Here is a 14,352-nt window from a genome sequence, read left to right on the forward strand (position 1 = left end):
CCCGGTAGACTCGGCTGTGCACTTCACGCCACCCTCAAGGAGAGCCCCGAATGGCCAGGATCGTCGTCGATGTCATGCCCAAGCCGGAAATTCTGGACCCGCAGGGAAAGGCCATTGCGGCGGCTCTGCCCCGCCTCGGCCTCACTGACTTCTCCCTCGTGCGCCAGGGCAAGCGGTTCGAGTTGACCGTCGAGGGCCCCGTGACGGACGCGCACCTCGAGGCCGCCCGCACGGCCGCGGAGGAGCTGCTCGCCAACACGGTCATCGAGGAGGTCGTGCGGGTCGAGGCCCTCCCCGAGGACAGCGCCGCCGGCGCGGCCGAGGACGCCTGAGGGTGAGCACGGTGGAGACTCCCCTCATCGGCCAGTACACCTCGGACGCGGGCGAGGACCTGAGCGGTGCCGTCGTCGGCGTCGTCACCCTCCCCGGCACTCTGGACGACCGGGACGCGGCGCGCGCCGTCCGGCTCGCGGGCGGCACGGCCGTCTCGCTGTGGCACAAGGACACGGACCTCAGGAACGTGGACGCGGTCATCATCCCCGGCGGCTTCTCCTACGGGGACTACCTGCGGGCGGGCGCCATCTCGAGCTTCGCGCCCATGGTGGACCGCGTGGTCAAGGAGGCGTCCTCCGAGGCGGCCCTGCCCGTGCTCGGCATCTGCAACGGCTTCCAGATCCTCACGGAGACCCACCTGCTGCCGGGCTCCATGATCAAGAACGACCACCTCCAGTTCATCTGCCGGGACCAGCGCCTGCGCGTGGAGCGCACGGACACCCCGTGGACCTCGGGCGTCGAGAAGGGCTCTGAGATCGTGGTCCCGCTCAAGAACCAGGACGGCCAGTACGTGGCGGACGAGGCCACGCTCGCAGAGCTCGAGTCCTCCGGCCGCGTGGTGTTCCGCTACGTCGGCTTCAACCCGAACGGCTCCCGCAATGACATCGCGGGCATCTCCAACGAGCGCGGCAACGTCGTCGGCCTCATGCCGCACCCGGAGCACGCGGTGGAGGCGGGCTTCGGCCCGTCCGAGTCCGCCCGCGGAGAGGTGGCCCTGTCCTCCGGCACGGACGGCCTGGCCCTCTTCACGTCCGTTCTCACGTCCGTCCTCGCAGGAAAGTAGAGCATGAGCAAGCAGTTCAACATCGACACCGTCGAGAACGCGGCCCAGACGCCCGAGACCGAGCTTCCCTGGGAGGCCCTCGGCCTCAAGGAGAACGAGTTCGAGGAGATCAAGAAGCTCCTCGGCCGCCGCCCCACCGCGGCGGAGATCGCCATGTACTCCGTCATGTGGAGCGAGCACTGCTCCTACAAGTCCTCCAAGGTGCACCTGCGCCAGTTCGGGGACAAGGTGACGGACGAGATGAAGAAGTCCATGCTCGTGGGCATCGGCGAGAACGCCGGCGTCACCGACCTCGGGGACGGCTGGGCGGTCACGTTCAAGGTCGAGTCCCACAACCACCCGAGCTTCGTGGAGCCCTACCAGGGCGCGGCCACGGGCATCGGCGGCATCGTCCGGGACATCATCTCGATGGGCGCCCGGCCTGTGGCGGTCATGGACCCGCTGCGCTTCGGCGCCGTGGACCACCCGGACACCGCGCGGCTCGTCCACGGGATCGTCTCCGGCATCGGCGGCTACGGCAACTCGCTCGGCCTGCCGAACATCGGCGGCGAGACGGTGTTCGACCCGGTCTACCAGAAGAACCCGCTCGTCAACGCGCTCGCCGTGGGCGTCATGCGCCACGAGGACATCCGCCTCGCCAACGCCTCGGGCGTGGGCAACCGCGTGGTCCTCTTCGGCGCGCGCACCGGCGGCGACGGCATCGGCGGCGCCTCCGTGCTCGCGTCCGAGTCCTTCGACGACTCGAAGCCGTCCAAGCGCCCCGCCGTCCAGGTGGGAGACCCGTTCTCGGAGAAGGTGCTCATCGAGTGCTGCCTCGAGCTCTTCGCAGAGAAGATCGTGGAGGGCATCCAGGACCTCGGCGCCGCGGGCATCTCCTGCGCCACGAGCGAGCTGGCCTCCAACGGCGAGGGCGGCATGCACATCGAGCTGACGAACGTCCTGCTGCGGGACCACACGCTCACCCCGGGCGAGATCCTCATGTCCGAGTCCCAGGAGCGCATGATGGCCGTGGTGACGCCGGAGAACGCCGAGGCGTTCGAGGCCATCATGGAGAAGTGGAACGTCGAGTACTCGTGGCTCGGCGAGGTCACGGACACCGGCCGGCTCGTCATCGAGTGGGACGGCGAGACCATCGTGGACGTGGATCCGCGCTCCGTGGCGCATGACGGCCCGGTCTACAACCGGCCGTTCGAGCGCCCGGAGTCCCAGGACGCGCTCGCCGCGGACGCCTTCCGCTCCTCCCCGGCCGGCGCGAGCCTTCCCTCCTCCGGCCTGGAGTACAAGAACGCGCTGCTCGAGCTCCTCGCGAGCCCCAACCTCTGCTCCAAGCAGTGGATCACGCAGCAGTATGACAAGTACGTGGGCGGCAACACCGCGCTCGCCTCGCCGGACGACTCCGGCGTGGTCCGCGTGGACGAGTCCACCGGGATGGGCGTGGGCCTCTCCACCGACGCCAACGGCCGCTACGCCTACCTGGACCCCTACGCGGGCGCCCAGCTGGCCCTCGCGGAGTCCTACCGCAACGTGGCCGCGAGCGGCGCGGTTCCGCTCGCCGTCACCGACTGCCTCAACTTCGGCTCCCCCGAGGACCCGGGCGTCATGTGGCAGTTCGCGGAGGCCGTCCGCGGCCTCTCGGACGCGTGCATGGAACTCGGCGTCCCGGTCACCGGCGGCAACGTCTCGCTCTACAACCAGACGTCCGGCGTGGCCATCCACCCGACGCCGGTGGTGGGCGTGCTCGGCCGGTTCGACGACGTCTCCCGCCGCACCCCGTCCGGCTGGCAGAAGAGCGCGGACGGCCAGGCCGTCTACCTCATCGGCACCACGGCGGACGAGCTGGACGGCTCCGAGTTCGCCAACCTCCGCGGGCACCTGGGCGGCGTGCCGCCGAAGGCCGACCTCGCGGCGGAGAAGCTCCTCGGCGAGATCCTCGTCAACGCGTCCCGCGACGGCATGATCGACGCCGCGCACGACGTCTCCGAGGGCGGCCTCGCCGTCACGGTGGCGGAGATGGCGCTGCGCTTCGGGGTGGGCGCGCGCGTCCAGCTCGCGGACGTCGCGGAGCGGGACGGGATCGACGCGTTCACCGCGCTCTTCTCCGAGTCCCAGGCCCGCGCCGTGGTCTCCGTGCCGCGCAGCGAGGAGGTCCGGTTCAACGACATGTGCTCGGCCCGCGGCGTCACCATCGCCCGCATCGGCGTGGTGGACGCGGAGTCCGAGGCCGTGGAGTTCGACGACTTCTCCGTCTCCCTCACCGAGGCCCGCGAGGCCCACGAGGGCACCATGCCCAAGCACTTCGGCTAGACCGCCGCGCCCCTCCGGGCCGGAACGACGACGACGGGCCCGCTCACCGGATCGCCTCCGGTGGGCGGGCCCGTTGCTCTGCGGGGCGCGCACCCAGGGGCGGGTCTGTGCGCCGATGACGAACACAGTTCGTAACATTCAAGGCGCTTTCCCTGGCATGTCAGGCTTCACCTCTCGTCACATTACGTAACATTCGAGTGACAGATACCCCGGGAGGGGTCTACGGTCGGAGACATGAACGCTCCCCAGACACCCGCAGACACCGCCCCGGGCACGGCCGCACCCTCGCACGGGGCGCCGCACGAGGTCCCGGTGCTCGACCTCTCCACGGCCCGCCTCGCGGACGGCTCCCGCAACCCGGAGTTCATTGAGCGGCTCCGCCGCGCCGCCCACGAGGTCGGCTTCTTCCAGATCGTCGGCTACGGCGCCGATCCGCAGGTGCCGCAGCACCTCCTCGACACGGTGGCCGAGTTCTTCCGCCGCCCGGAAGAGGAGCGCGAGGCGCTGACCAACCTCAACTCCCCCGCCTTCCGCGGCTACACGAGCCTCGGCAAGGAGATCACCCGGGGCCGCCCCGATTCGCGGGAGCAGATCGACTACGGCCCGGAGCGCCCGGCGCTCGACGTCGCCCCCGAGGACAACGCCTACTGGAAGCTCCAGGGCCCCAACCAGTGGCCGGCGGAGTACCCGCAGCTTGAGGAGACGGCCATGGCCTGGGCGGAGCGGATGTCCGGCGTGGCCCATGAGCTGCTCTCCCACCTCGCCGTCGCCATCGGCCTTCCGGAAGACCAGTTCACGGAGGCGTTCGAGCGCACCCCCGCCTGGATGGCCAAGCTGATCCACTACGTGGGCGGCCTCAAGGAGGCGGGCAGCCAGGGCGTGGGCAGCCACGCGGACTACGGCTTCATCACGCTGCTGCTCCAGGACCAGATCGGCGGTCTCGAGGTGCAGCCGCACGGGAGCAGCGAGTGGCTGCCGGTCGAGCCGATCCCGGGCGCGCTCGTGGTCAACCTCGGCGAGATGCTCGAGGTGGCCACGGACGGCTACCTCATGGCCACGATCCACCGCGTCCAGGCCCCGCCGGAGGGGGTGGACCGCTACGCCGTGCCGTTCTTCTACTCGCCGCGGCTGGACGCCACGATCGAGAAGGTCCAGCTCCCGCCCGAGTACGCCGCGGACGCGCGGGGCGTCTCTGACGACCCGGAGAACCCCATGCTCGCCACGTACGGCGAGAACGTCCTCAAGGGCTGGCTCCGCGCCCACCCCGGCGTCGCCGCGAAGCAACACCCGGAGCTCGTGAGCGGCTCCTAGCCGCACGGCGCCTGGCACTCCCCCGCCGAGAAGTGCCCCCCCTGGCCGCACATGCGAAGGCCCCGGACCGAATGGTCCGGGGCCTTCGCTCTGCGCAGCGGCGAACGGCCGGAGCGCGCTACTTCTCGTCGCTGAGGAAGTGGGCCGCCGTCGCCGCCACCGTGGTGACCGCGAGAACCGACGGCCAGGAGCCGATCTTCTTGGCCAGCGGGTGGGAGAGGCCGAAGCCGAGCGTGTAGACCGAAGCGAGCACGGCCGTGGTGCCGGCGCCGCCCTTGGCCTGCCAGGTGCGGCCCGCGTAGACGCCGGCCGCCGCGAGGACTGCGCCGCCGATCGGGCGGACCTTGGTCACGCGGGCGGAGAGGTAGCCGCCGAGGAGGCCGAACGCCACCACGGGAGCGGTCTTGACGGAGCGGGCGGGAGGAAGGGAGTCGAGAATGCTCATGCCCCCAGGCTAGGAACGCCGGGTGGGAACTCGCTGAGACCCGCGCCCGCGCTGGAGCGCCTCACACCGGCACGTCCCGGGTCGGGTGGAGCCGCTTCATGACCAGGGTCGAGTTGAGGCGCAGGACGCCGGGCAGGGAGCCGAGCACGCCGTCGTAGAGCTGCTGGTAGTGCTCGAGGCTCGTGGCGAGCACGCGCAGGACGTAGTCGATCTCGCCGAACATCCGCTCCGCCTCCACGATGTTCGGCTGGGCGACGACGGCCGCCTCGAACTCCGCCACCAGCTCCGGATCCGTGGCCTTGAGGTTCACGAAGACCACCGCCTCGAACTCGAGGCCGAGCGCCCTGGGGTCCACGACGGCCCGGTAGTGGTCGATGGCCCCCGACTGCTCCAGCTCCCGCACCCGGCGGTGACATGCCGAGAGGCTCAGCCCCACGCGTCCCGCCAGCTCCGTGACGCTGAGACGGCCTTCCTTCTGCAGATGAGAGAGAATCTCCCGGTCAAGCGCATCCATAGACGAGATTCTTGCACGCAATCTCGCGATCAGCCCAGAAGTCCGAAGCACATTTCGCGGCCAAATTCGTAGGATCTACACCGAATTCTCCCCACAGGCTCCACGAAGGCCTGCTCCACGAAGGCGGTGTCTCCCATGCAGATGGCCATGCTCATGCAGTTCTGGATCGTCGCGGCGCTCCTCATCCTGACGCCCGGTGCGGACTGGAGCTACGCCATCGCCTCCGGCATCCGCGGCGGCCGGGTGGGGCCTTCCGTCTCGGGAATGCTGGCCGGGCACGGGCTGCTCATCGTCGTCGTGGCGCTCGGGGTCGGCTCCCTCATCGCCGCGAATCCGGGCGTCCTCACGGCTCTGACGGTCTTCGGCGGCGCCTACCTCGTGTGGCTCGGCGTCGGCGCGCTCCGCGCTCCGGCCCAGCCGCTCGCGGGCAGCACGGGTCAGCCTCTCGCCGAGGCCACGGTCCAGCACGCGACTCCCGCCGAGGCCATGGCCGCGCCCCGCACCGCCCTCTCCGCCGGCGTTTCGCCCTCGGGCGCCCGCGAGTTCCTCAAGGGCCTCTCCGTGAGCGGCCTCAACCCCAAGGCCCTGCTCCTCTTCCTCGCGATCCTCCCCCAGTTCGTCAGCCCCCACGGCTGGCCGGCTTCGGCTCAGATGCTCTCCCTGGGCAGCGTCCACGTGCTCACGTGCGCGGCCGTGTACTTCGGCGTCGCGCTCGCCGCGCGCAGGCTCCTGGCCTCGAGGCCGACGGCGGGCGCCGTCGTGACCAAAGTCGCCGGCGGCGCGATGCTGCTCATCGGCGCGGGGCTCCTCGCGGAGAAGCTCGTTCCGCTGCTCGCGGGCTAGGGACGCGCCGCGGCGTCCGGCCCCTCCGCGGCCTGGTCCGCCTCGGCCTGCTCCTCGTCCGTCGCGGCGAGCTGTCCGCAGGCGCCGTCGATCTCCTGGCCGCGGGTGTCGCGGAGCGTCGTCGGGATCCCGGCGGACTCGAGGCGGTCGATGAACTCGGCCGTCACGTCCTTCTCCGAGGCCGTCCAGATGGACCCGGGCGTCGGGTTGAGGGGGATCGGGTTGACGTGGACCCATCCGCGGCCGCGTGCGTTGAGCTTGCGGGCGAGGAGGTCGGCGCGCCAGCCGTGGTCGTTCATGTCCTTGATGAGCGCGTACTCGATGGAGACGCGGCGGCCCGTCGTCTCGAAGTACTCCCGGGCTGCGTCGAGGGCCTCGTCCACCTTCCACCGGTCGTTGACGGGGATGAGGTCGTCGCGCAGCTCGTCGTCGGGCGCGTGGAGGGAGAGCGCGAAGGTGACCGGGAGGTCCTCGGCGGCCAGCTTCCGGATCGCGGGGACCAGGCCCACCGTGGAGACGGTGATGTTGCGGGCGCTCATGCCGAGGCCGTTCGGCTGCGGCTCCACGAACGTGCGCAGCGCGGCCATGACCCGCTTGTAGTTGGCGAGCGGCTCGCCCATGCCCATGAAGACGATGTTCGTGACGCGCTCCGCCGGGTCCCCCTCGGCGCGCGTGGAGCCACGGAGCTCGCCGCGGGCGATGGCCTGGTTGGCCGCGACCACCTGGTGGACGATCTCCGCCGTGGACATGTTGCGCGTCAGGCCCGCCTGGCCCGTGGCGCAGAACGGGCAGTTCATGCCGCAGCCGGCCTGCGAGGAGATGCAGAGCGTGATGCGCCCCGGGTAGCGCATGAGGACGGACTCGACGAGGGCGCCGTCGAACAGCCGCCACAGGAACTTGATGGTGTCCCCGTTGTCCGTCTCGAGGCGCTTGACCTCGGTGAGCAGCGGTGGGAAGAGCTCGCCCACCACGTCCTCGCGGCCGGCCTTCGGCAGGTCCGTCATCGCCGCGGGGTCCGTGGTGTAGTGCTGGAAGTAGTGCGTGTTGAGCTGCTTGGCCCGGAACGCCGGCCAGCCGCGCTCCTTCACCGCGGCGGCCCGCTCCTCCTGCGTCAGGTCCGCCCAGTGCGTGTCCGGCTGCCGGACGCGCGGGGACTTGAACTGCAGGAGCGGACGGCCCTCGGGCGTGGTGGCCTGGGTCCACCCCTCGGTGGCGGGGCGGACCTGGCGCTTGCGGGGACGGGAGGCGGGGGTTGCGGGTGTGGAAGCCATCGCCTCCATTGTCTCACCGGGGGAACGGCGGCGCACGTGCGCGTCGCGGGCACGGGAGCGGCCCCGGGCGCCGACGCCGGATCCCCACCAGGCGCCAACGCCTCCGGGCCGATCTCCGTCTGTGCGTCAGCCCGTCGGCTCGGACGCGTCCTCGTCCTGGAACGCGTTGACGATCGCCCGGTTGAAGGCCTCGAGGTCGCCCGGGTTGCGGCTCGTGATGAGGCCGTCGTCGAGCACCACCTCCTCATCCAGCCAGGTGGCGCCCGCGTTCTTGAGGTCGGGGGCTACGGAGGCGAAGGACGTCAGCGTGCGTCCCTCGACCACGCCCGAGTCGATGAGCAGCCACGGCGCGTGGCAGATCGCGGCCACGGGCTTGCTGTGGTCGAGGAACTCGCGGACGAGGGTCTGCGCGCGCTCGTCCTGGCGGACCCGGTCCGCGTTGAGCGTGCCGCCGGGGAGGACCAGGCCGTCGAACTGCTCGGCGCTCAGGCCGTCGAAGCCCGAGTCCGGCTGGAACGACTGCCCGCGGTCCCAGTCCCCGTTGAGGGCCTGGAACTCGTCGCCGTCCGGCGAGGCGAGCGTGACGCTCGCGCCCGCCTCCGTGAGGGCGTCGCGCGGAGAGGTCAGCTCGACCTCCTCCACGCCCTGGCTCGCGAGGATGAGGATCTTCCGTCCGGTGAGGGTCTGCTCAGTCATGCTCACTCCACTTCGCATCGCGTGCGTGCCCGGGAGCGCTTCGGCCCCGGGCCTTCCCCTCCACTCTTTCGCCACGGGGACGACGACGCAACACGCTCACAGCGAACCCGCAGGGCCGGGGTCCCCTCCCAGGGGTCAGTGCTGCTCGGTGACGCGGTCCGCCTCGCCGAGCCAGTGCCCGGGGGCGGCGGCTTCCCGGAGCGCGGTTCGGTTGAGCCGGTGCGTGGCCGTCTCGCCCTCGCCCGCCCCGACGCAGAGGTGCGCCTCCCAGCCGCATCGCCGGGCCTCGCGCAGGCTGAGGGCGGTGTGGTTGAGGGTGCCGAGCCCGGCGCGCGCCACGAGGACGAGGCTCGCGCCGCCCGCTCCGGGCCCGCGACTCCGGGACTCGCCGCCTCCAGCCGCATCGTCCCGCGGCCCGCCCTCCGCGAGCGCGGAGGCCAGCTCGAGCGGCCCGCCGTCCCGGCACACGTCCACGAGGAGCCCGCCGGCGCCCTCGACGACCACCCGGTCGAATCCCTCCCCGCAGGCACGGATCCAAGCGGCGGTCTCGGCCACGGAGGGGAGGCGGACGCCGTCGATCTCCGCGGCCATGCGGGGCGAGAGCGGCTCGCTGAGACGGACGCCCTCCCGGACCGCCGCGCCGGGGAGGAGCGCCTGCACGGTCGCGGCGTCCGACCGGTCCGGATCCTCGCCGGTCACGGGGCAGGCCGTCCGGCCGTCGGGGCCAAGACGCCCCACACCGGTCTGCGCGGGCTTGACGTAGACGGCCCGCTCGCCGAGCTCGGCGAAGACCCGCAGCAGCTCGGCGCTCGCGAAGGTCTTGCCCACGCCGGTGTCCGTGCCGGTCACGACGACATGCCGGCTCAGCGCCGCCACAGCCTCCCGGTCCAGGCTCATGCCGCGCCCTCCCGCTCGAGGAGGACCCGCGTGGGGGCGCTGAAGGAGGAGAGCTCGAGCCGGCGGCCGGCGGCCGCGAGCCGCGCGTCCGGCCACGCGGAGGCGATCCCCGCGACGATCTCCTCGGCCTCGAGCGGCGCGAGCAGCGCGCCCAGGCAGCGGTGCGCCCCTCCCCCGAACGCGAGCGAGGACGCTCCGCCCTGCCCGCTCAGGGTGACGTGAAGCTCCTCGCCCTGGCGGACGGTCCGGCCGCCGAGCCGGGTGTCCCGACTCGCCACCCGCCGCCACGCGGGGACGGAGGACTCCTCCGCGAGAACGCGCCGCGCGAGGCGAGCGGTGTCTCCGCGGGCTGCGGCGGCCCACGCGGACGGGGACTCCGCCGCCCGGGCCACCGCGGTGTTGACGAGCAGGGAGGTGGTCTCCTGCCCGGCGATGACGAGGAAGTACCCCAGCGAGACGAGCTGCTGCTCCGTGACCGGCACTCCTGCGAGCGCGGCCTCCCGGCGGACCCGTTCGAAGAGCGTCCCGTCCGGGGCGTCCGCGACGGCGCTCCGCAGCCAGGCGTGGAACTCGACGGCGGTGCGGGCGAGCTCCGCCTGCCGGTCCGCGTCCGGCCAGCCCCAGAAGAGCTCCAGGGAGCGCAGGCTCCACGGCTGAAGCACCTCCGGCGGCGGGACCTCCACGCCGGTCAGCGCGGTGAAGGCCCTCGGCGGCACGTGCCGGACGACCTCGGCGGCGAGGTCCGCCCGGCGCGCGTGCCCCAGCAGCTCCATCCGCTCGGCGGTCCAGGCGCGGATCGGGCCGCGCAGCGCCCGGACGTCGCGAGGGCTGAAGAAGGTCTCCACGGCCGTCCGCACCGCCGCGTGCTGCGGCCCGGCGTGGGACGCGAGCACGGGCGGGAGGCCGAACCGGCCACGGGCCAGGATGCGCAGGGCCTCCCCGCGGATCGGGGTGACGGCGGTGAGAGCGTTGTCCGGGGCGAAGTCGTCCCGCCGCATGGCCTCGGCGGCCTCGGCCGGGTCGGTGACCGCGGTGAGTCCCACCGGGCAGCGGGCGGCGGCGGAGAGGGCCTCGCCGTCGTCGTCCGTGCCGAGCCCCAGCGCCCTCGCCTCCCGCTCGAGGCGCCGCACGTCCTCCTCGCCGAGCGCCGAGGAGACCGAGAAGCGCAGCCGGGACCGCCCGTCCGGGACCGAGGGCGGGCGGAAGGCGCCCACGAGGATCCCCCTCCCGCGCAGCTCGCCGGCCGCGCGCATGCACTCCCCGGCACTCGGGACTGCCACGGAGACCACGGCCCCCGCGGGCGCCTGCGTGCCGAGGATCCCGGCCACGCGCTCGACGTTCCGCCGCAGCGCGCCGGGCAGCCCCTCGGGCCCGGCGAGCAGCCGCAGGGAGGCCCGGGCGGCCGCCGCGCTCGCCGGGGCCAGCGCCGTGTCGAAGATGAAGGGCCTCGCCTCGTTGACGAGGTGCTCCCGGAGGGCCGCGCTGCCGAGCACCGCCCCGCCCTGGCTGCCCAGCGCCTTGGAGAGCGTGACCGTCGCGGCGAGCCGCAGCCCCGGCATCTCCCAGAGCCCCAGCTCCGCGGCCAACCCGCGCCCCTCGCCGCGCAGGCCGAGTCCGTGCGCCTCGTCCGCGAAGAGCAGCGCGCCGTGCTCCCGGCAGGCCTCCGCGAGCTCCCGCAGCGACGCCGCGTCCGAGAGCACCGAGTACACGGACTCCACCGCCACGATGCACCGCGTCCCGGGCCGCGCCTCGAGCTCGCGGCGCACCGCCGCGACGTCGTTGTGGGGCACGACGACGGTCTCCCCTCGCCCCAGCCGGCACCCGTCCCGCATGCTCGCGTGGGCGTGCTCGTCGAGGAGCACGGCACTGCCGGGCGTCGAGAGCGAGCCGAGCAGCCCCAGGTTGGCTGTGTACCCGGAGGAGAAGACGAGCGCCGCCTCTGCCCCCGCGAACGCCGCGAGCTCCTCCTCCAGCGCCCGGTGCTCCGCGCAGGTGCCGACGACGAGCCGGCTCGCCCGCGCCCCCGCGCCGTGCTCCTCGAGCGCGGCCTGGGCGGCCTCGATCACCTCGGCGCGGCGGGAGAGGCCGTGCATGTCGTTCGAGGCGAAGTCCAGCCACGGGCCCGAGTCCGGCGGGGTCTCCGCCGCCGGCGCGTCCTCACGGGCCAGTCCCCGCCGCGCCCGCACCGCGGAGCGGCCGGCGAGCCACGCGTCCCAGTCCGTCACGGCCGCTCTCCTTCACTCGCCTGTCCTCCGAGCTGCTCGTCCGCCGCCGCGCGGACGGCGGAGCAGAGGGTCGCGAGCTCGTCGTCGGAGGCGACGTACGGCGGCATGACGTAGACGAGGTCGCGAAAGGGGCGCACCCCCGCGCCGCGCTCCAGGCACAGCCGGGTCACGGCGGCGGCGTCCACGGGCCGCTCCGCCTGGACCACGCCGATCGCGCCGAGGACGCGGACGTCGGCCACGCCGTCGAGCTCTCGGCACGGCCCGAGCCCTGACTCGAGGGCCCGCTCGATCCGCCGCACGGCCGCGGACGCCGGGTCCGGCCCGTCGAGGAGGCCGAGGCTCGCCGAGGCGATCGCGCACGCGAGCGGATTGCCCATGAACGTGGGTCCGTGCATGAGGGCTCGCAGCGGAGAGTCCCCGATGACCCGCGCGGGGGCCTCGCCCACGAGGACCGCCGCGAGGGTGGCGTACCCGCCCGTCAGCGCCTTGCCGACGCAGCGGACGTCCGGTGTCACGCCCGCCGCCTCGCACGCGAAGAGCGTCCCCGTGCGCCAGAATCCCGTGGCGATCTCGTCCGCGATGAGCAGGATCTCCAGCTCGTCGCAGATCTCGCGCAGCGCCCGCAGGCACTCCGGCGCGTAGAAGCGCATCCCGCCCGCGCCCTGGACGAGCGGCTCGCAGACCACCGCCGCGAGCTCGTCCCGGTGCGCCCGGGCCGTCTCGCGGGCGGCATCCGCCCACGCCTCGACCTCCTCCGCCGGCGCCGAGCGCTCAGGCGGCCGCGGCAGGAAGACGTGCTCCGGAAGGAGGCCCGCGAACTCGCGGTGCATCCCGCCCTCGGGGTCCGTCACGGACATCGCGCCAGTGGTGTCGCCGTGGTAGCCGCCGCGCAGGGCCAGGAAGCGCCGCCGCCTCGGCCTCCCCCGGGCGGCTTCATGCTGGACGGCGAGCTTGAGGGCCACCTCCACGCTCACCGAGCCGGAGTCCGCGAGGAACACGTGCGGCGTGGCCGGCGAGAGCTCCCGCAGCCGTTCCGCGAGGACGACGGCGGGCTCGTGCGTCAGGCCGCCGAACATCACGTGGGAGAAGGAGTCGATCTGCGCGTGAGCGGCCTGGTCGAGCACCGGGTTGCGGTAGCCGTGGACCGCGGACCACCAGGAGGCCATCCCGTCCACGGCCCAGCGCTCGGCGCCGTCGCCGTCCCGCAGGAGCAGCTGCGCCCCGGCGGCTCCCCGGACCTCGGCGAGCGCGCTCGAGGCGCCGTTCTCCCGCAGCGGCGCGTACGGGTGCCAGAGCAGTCCGGCGTCCCGCTCGAGCAGGGAGCCGCGTCCGGCCGGCATCAGGCGTTGGGGGCTGAGGCCGTGCCCGCGCCGCGGCGGCGGATCTCCGGCGTCGTCGTCCCCGGAGCGCAGGAGCCCTCTTCGCGGAAGCCCGGCTCGCCGGGCTCCTCGCCGAGGACGTGGAAGCCGTTGTCCCGGATCATGGCGAGGTCCTCCTCCGCGGACTGGCCCTCGGAGGTGAGGTAGTCGCCGAGGAAGAGGGAGTTGGCGAGCTGGATCGCGATCGGCTGGAGGCTGCGCAGGTGCATCTCGCGGCCGCCGGCCATCCGCAGCTCGCGGTCCGGCGCAGCGAGGCGGACGAGGGCCAGGATGCGCAGGGCGCGCAGCGGAGAGAGCTCCCAGGTGCCTTCGAGCGGGGTGCCGTCGAACGGCATGAGGAAGTTGACCGGGATCGAGTCCGAGCCCATGTCCCGGAGGGCGAAGACCGCCTCGACGAGCTGCTCGTCCGACTCCCCCATGCCCACGATCAGCCCCGAGCACGCGCTCATGCCGGCATGCTGGGCTCGCTGGACGGTCTGGACGCGGTCGGCGTAGGAGTGCGTGGAGCAGATGTCCTCGTAGTGGGACTCGGCCGTGTTGACGTTGTGGTTGTAGGCGTCCGCGCCCGCCTCGCGGAGGCGCTCGGCCTGGCCGTCCTTGAGGATGCCGAGGCACGCGCAGACCTCGATGTCGGGGTGCTCGGACTTGAGGTCCTCGATCATGCCGGAGACGCGCTCCACGTCCCGGTCCGTGGGCCCCTTGCCGGAGGCGACCATGCAGACCCGGCGCGCCCCGCCGCCGATCCCGAGACCGGCCTGGCGCACGGCCTCCTCGCGGTCCAGCCAGGTGTACTTGAGGATCTCGGCGGCGGAGCCGAGGCGCTGGGAGCAGTACGTGCAGTCCTCCGGGCAGAGGCCGGACTTGAGGTTGACGAGGTAGTTGACCTTGACCGCGAGGCCGAAGTGCGCACGGCGGACCCGGTACGCCTCCGCCACGAGGGCGAGCGTCTCAGCGTCCGGGGTGCGGAGGACCTCGAGCGCCTCGGCCTCGGTGAGCGTGTGCCCGGCGAGGACGCGGTCCGCGAGCTCGCGGGGGCTGGCGGGGCCGCTGCCGCCGGCCCCGGCCCTGACGGGCGTTCCGGTCTGGGCCGACGCTCCGGCCTGGGCGGGCGTTCCGGTCTGGACGGGCGTTCCGGCGTGGGCCTGAGGGCGGGACGGGCTCGGGGCGGCTGCGTGCGTGGTCATCGCGGAGTCCTCACGGGTCTGGGTGTGCCACGGAGCACACTTGAACGGTGTTCAGTTGAGGATAGAACACCTCGTGAACACTGTTCAATTCCACGCCCAGCCACCCCTGACCTCTCTCTCGGATTTGTGGCGCGTTCCGTGCGAAATCCGGCCCTGAATCGCACGG

Annotated in this window: 13 protein-coding genes; 5 read left to right on the top strand and 8 right to left on the bottom strand. The window is 72.9% G+C overall.

Going from position 1 to position 14,352, the window contains the following annotated elements:
• Positions 1-50: 50 nt before the first annotated feature.
• From purS to H9I38_RS08115, 4 genes are all read left to right on the top strand, one after another.
• On the top strand, positions 51-332 hold the full coding sequence (purS, locus tag H9I38_RS08100; RefSeq protein ID WP_226338280.1) for a phosphoribosylformylglycinamidine synthase subunit PurS: 282 nt from the start codon (positions 51-53) through the stop codon (positions 330-332).
• A gap of 2 nt (positions 333-334) precedes the next feature.
• Positions 335-1,117, top strand: a complete 783-nt coding sequence (gene purQ, locus H9I38_RS08105) for a phosphoribosylformylglycinamidine synthase subunit PurQ (RefSeq protein ID WP_226338281.1) — start codon at positions 335-337, stop codon at positions 1,115-1,117.
• A 3-nt stretch (positions 1,118-1,120) separates the two neighbouring features.
• Positions 1,121-3,421, top strand: a complete 2,301-nt coding sequence (gene purL / locus H9I38_RS08110; RefSeq protein ID WP_226338282.1) for a phosphoribosylformylglycinamidine synthase subunit PurL — start codon at positions 1,121-1,123, stop codon at positions 3,419-3,421.
• A gap of 234 nt (positions 3,422-3,655) precedes the next feature.
• Positions 3,656-4,732 (top strand): isopenicillin N synthase family dioxygenase, encoded by a 1,077-nt coding sequence (locus H9I38_RS08115; protein ID WP_226338283.1) that lies wholly within the window; start codon positions 3,656-3,658, stop codon positions 4,730-4,732.
• A gap of 118 nt (positions 4,733-4,850) precedes the next feature.
• Here H9I38_RS08115 and H9I38_RS08120 read toward each other — a convergent pair whose 3' ends face one another.
• Both H9I38_RS08120 and H9I38_RS08125 read right to left on the bottom strand, forming a co-directional pair.
• Positions 4,851-5,177 carry a hypothetical protein gene (locus H9I38_RS08120; protein ID WP_226338284.1) on the bottom strand — a complete coding sequence of 109 codons (327 nt, stop codon included), beginning with the start codon at positions 5,175-5,177 and terminating at the stop codon, positions 4,851-4,853.
• 61 nt (positions 5,178-5,238) lie between these two features.
• A complete protein-coding gene (locus H9I38_RS08125) occupies positions 5,239-5,691 on the bottom strand; it encodes an Lrp/AsnC family transcriptional regulator (RefSeq protein WP_226338285.1) in 453 nt (150 codons plus the stop codon).
• 135 nt (positions 5,692-5,826) lie between these two features.
• Here H9I38_RS08125 and H9I38_RS08130 point away from each other — a divergent pair, with 135 nt between their 5' ends.
• Entirely contained in the window at positions 5,827-6,534 is a 708-nt protein-coding gene (locus tag H9I38_RS08130) for a LysE family translocator (protein WP_226338286.1), read from the top strand.
• On the opposite strand, the gene rlmN is transcribed toward H9I38_RS08130, so the two are convergent.
• The 6 genes from rlmN to bioB all read right to left on the bottom strand — a co-directional run bounded on the left by rlmN (position 6,531) and on the right by bioB (position 14,186).
• Positions 6,531-7,805: a 23S rRNA (adenine(2503)-C(2))-methyltransferase RlmN gene (rlmN, locus tag H9I38_RS08135; protein WP_226338287.1), complete on the bottom strand. Its 1,275-nt coding sequence runs from the start codon at positions 7,803-7,805 to the stop codon at positions 6,531-6,533. The genes H9I38_RS08130 and rlmN overlap by 4 nt on opposite strands.
• Positions 7,806-7,931: 126 nt before the next feature.
• Entirely contained in the window at positions 7,932-8,501 is a 570-nt protein-coding gene (locus H9I38_RS08140; RefSeq protein WP_226338288.1) for a type 1 glutamine amidotransferase domain-containing protein, read from the bottom strand.
• Between the two features lie 135 nt (positions 8,502-8,636).
• Positions 8,637-9,398, bottom strand: a complete 762-nt coding sequence (bioD, locus tag H9I38_RS08145; RefSeq protein WP_226338289.1) for an ATP-dependent dethiobiotin synthetase BioD — start codon at positions 9,396-9,398, stop codon at positions 8,637-8,639.
• The gene (locus H9I38_RS08150; RefSeq protein ID WP_226338290.1) at positions 9,395-11,623 is read right to left on the bottom strand and encodes an aminotransferase class I/II-fold pyridoxal phosphate-dependent enzyme; all 2,229 of its coding nucleotides are present in this window, start codon (positions 11,621-11,623) and stop codon (positions 9,395-9,397) included. Before H9I38_RS08150 ends, bioD begins: the two co-directional genes overlap by 4 nt.
• Positions 11,620-12,963 (bottom strand): adenosylmethionine--8-amino-7-oxononanoate transaminase, encoded by a 1,344-nt coding sequence (gene bioA, locus H9I38_RS08155; protein ID WP_226338291.1) that lies wholly within the window; start codon positions 12,961-12,963, stop codon positions 11,620-11,622. The genes H9I38_RS08150 and bioA overlap by 4 nt, the downstream gene beginning before the upstream one ends.
• Complete coding sequence (gene bioB / locus H9I38_RS08160; protein WP_226338292.1) at positions 12,963-14,186, bottom strand: biotin synthase BioB; 1,224 nt, start codon at positions 14,184-14,186, stop codon at positions 12,963-12,965. Before bioB ends, bioA begins: the two co-directional genes overlap by 1 nt.
• Between the last annotated feature and the right edge of the window lie 166 nt (positions 14,187-14,352).

This window comes from Arthrobacter sp. UM1 (assembly GCF_020483305.1).
Lineage (GTDB): Bacteria > Actinomycetota > Actinomycetes > Actinomycetales > Micrococcaceae > Falsarthrobacter.

Coding starts and splice junctions, on each gene's coding strand:
- H9I38_RS08140 (WP_226338288.1), bottom strand. CDS start 8,501: ATGACTGAGCAGACCCTCACCGGACGGAAGATCCTCATCCTCGCGAGC.
- H9I38_RS08125 (WP_226338285.1), bottom strand. CDS start 5,691: ATGGATGCGCTTGACCGGGAGATTCTCTCTCATCTGCAGAAGGAAGGC.
- rlmN (WP_226338287.1), bottom strand. CDS start 7,805: ATGGCTTCCACACCCGCAACCCCCGCCTCCCGTCCCCGCAAGCGCCAG.
- bioA (WP_226338291.1), bottom strand. CDS start 12,963: ATGCCGGCCGGACGCGGCTCCCTGCTCGAGCGGGACGCCGGACTGCTC.
- H9I38_RS08115 (WP_226338283.1), top strand. CDS start 3,656: ATGAACGCTCCCCAGACACCCGCAGACACCGCCCCGGGCACGGCCGCA.
- bioB (WP_226338292.1), bottom strand. CDS start 14,186: ATGACCACGCACGCAGCCGCCCCGAGCCCGTCCCGCCCTCAGGCCCAC.
- H9I38_RS08120 (WP_226338284.1), bottom strand. CDS start 5,177: ATGAGCATTCTCGACTCCCTTCCTCCCGCCCGCTCCGTCAAGACCGCT.
- bioD (WP_226338289.1), bottom strand. CDS start 9,398: ATGAGCCTGGACCGGGAGGCTGTGGCGGCGCTGAGCCGGCATGTCGTC.
- purS (WP_226338280.1), top strand. CDS start 51: ATGGCCAGGATCGTCGTCGATGTCATGCCCAAGCCGGAAATTCTGGAC.
- purL (WP_226338282.1), top strand. CDS start 1,121: ATGAGCAAGCAGTTCAACATCGACACCGTCGAGAACGCGGCCCAGACG.
- H9I38_RS08130 (WP_226338286.1), top strand. CDS start 5,827: ATGCAGATGGCCATGCTCATGCAGTTCTGGATCGTCGCGGCGCTCCTC.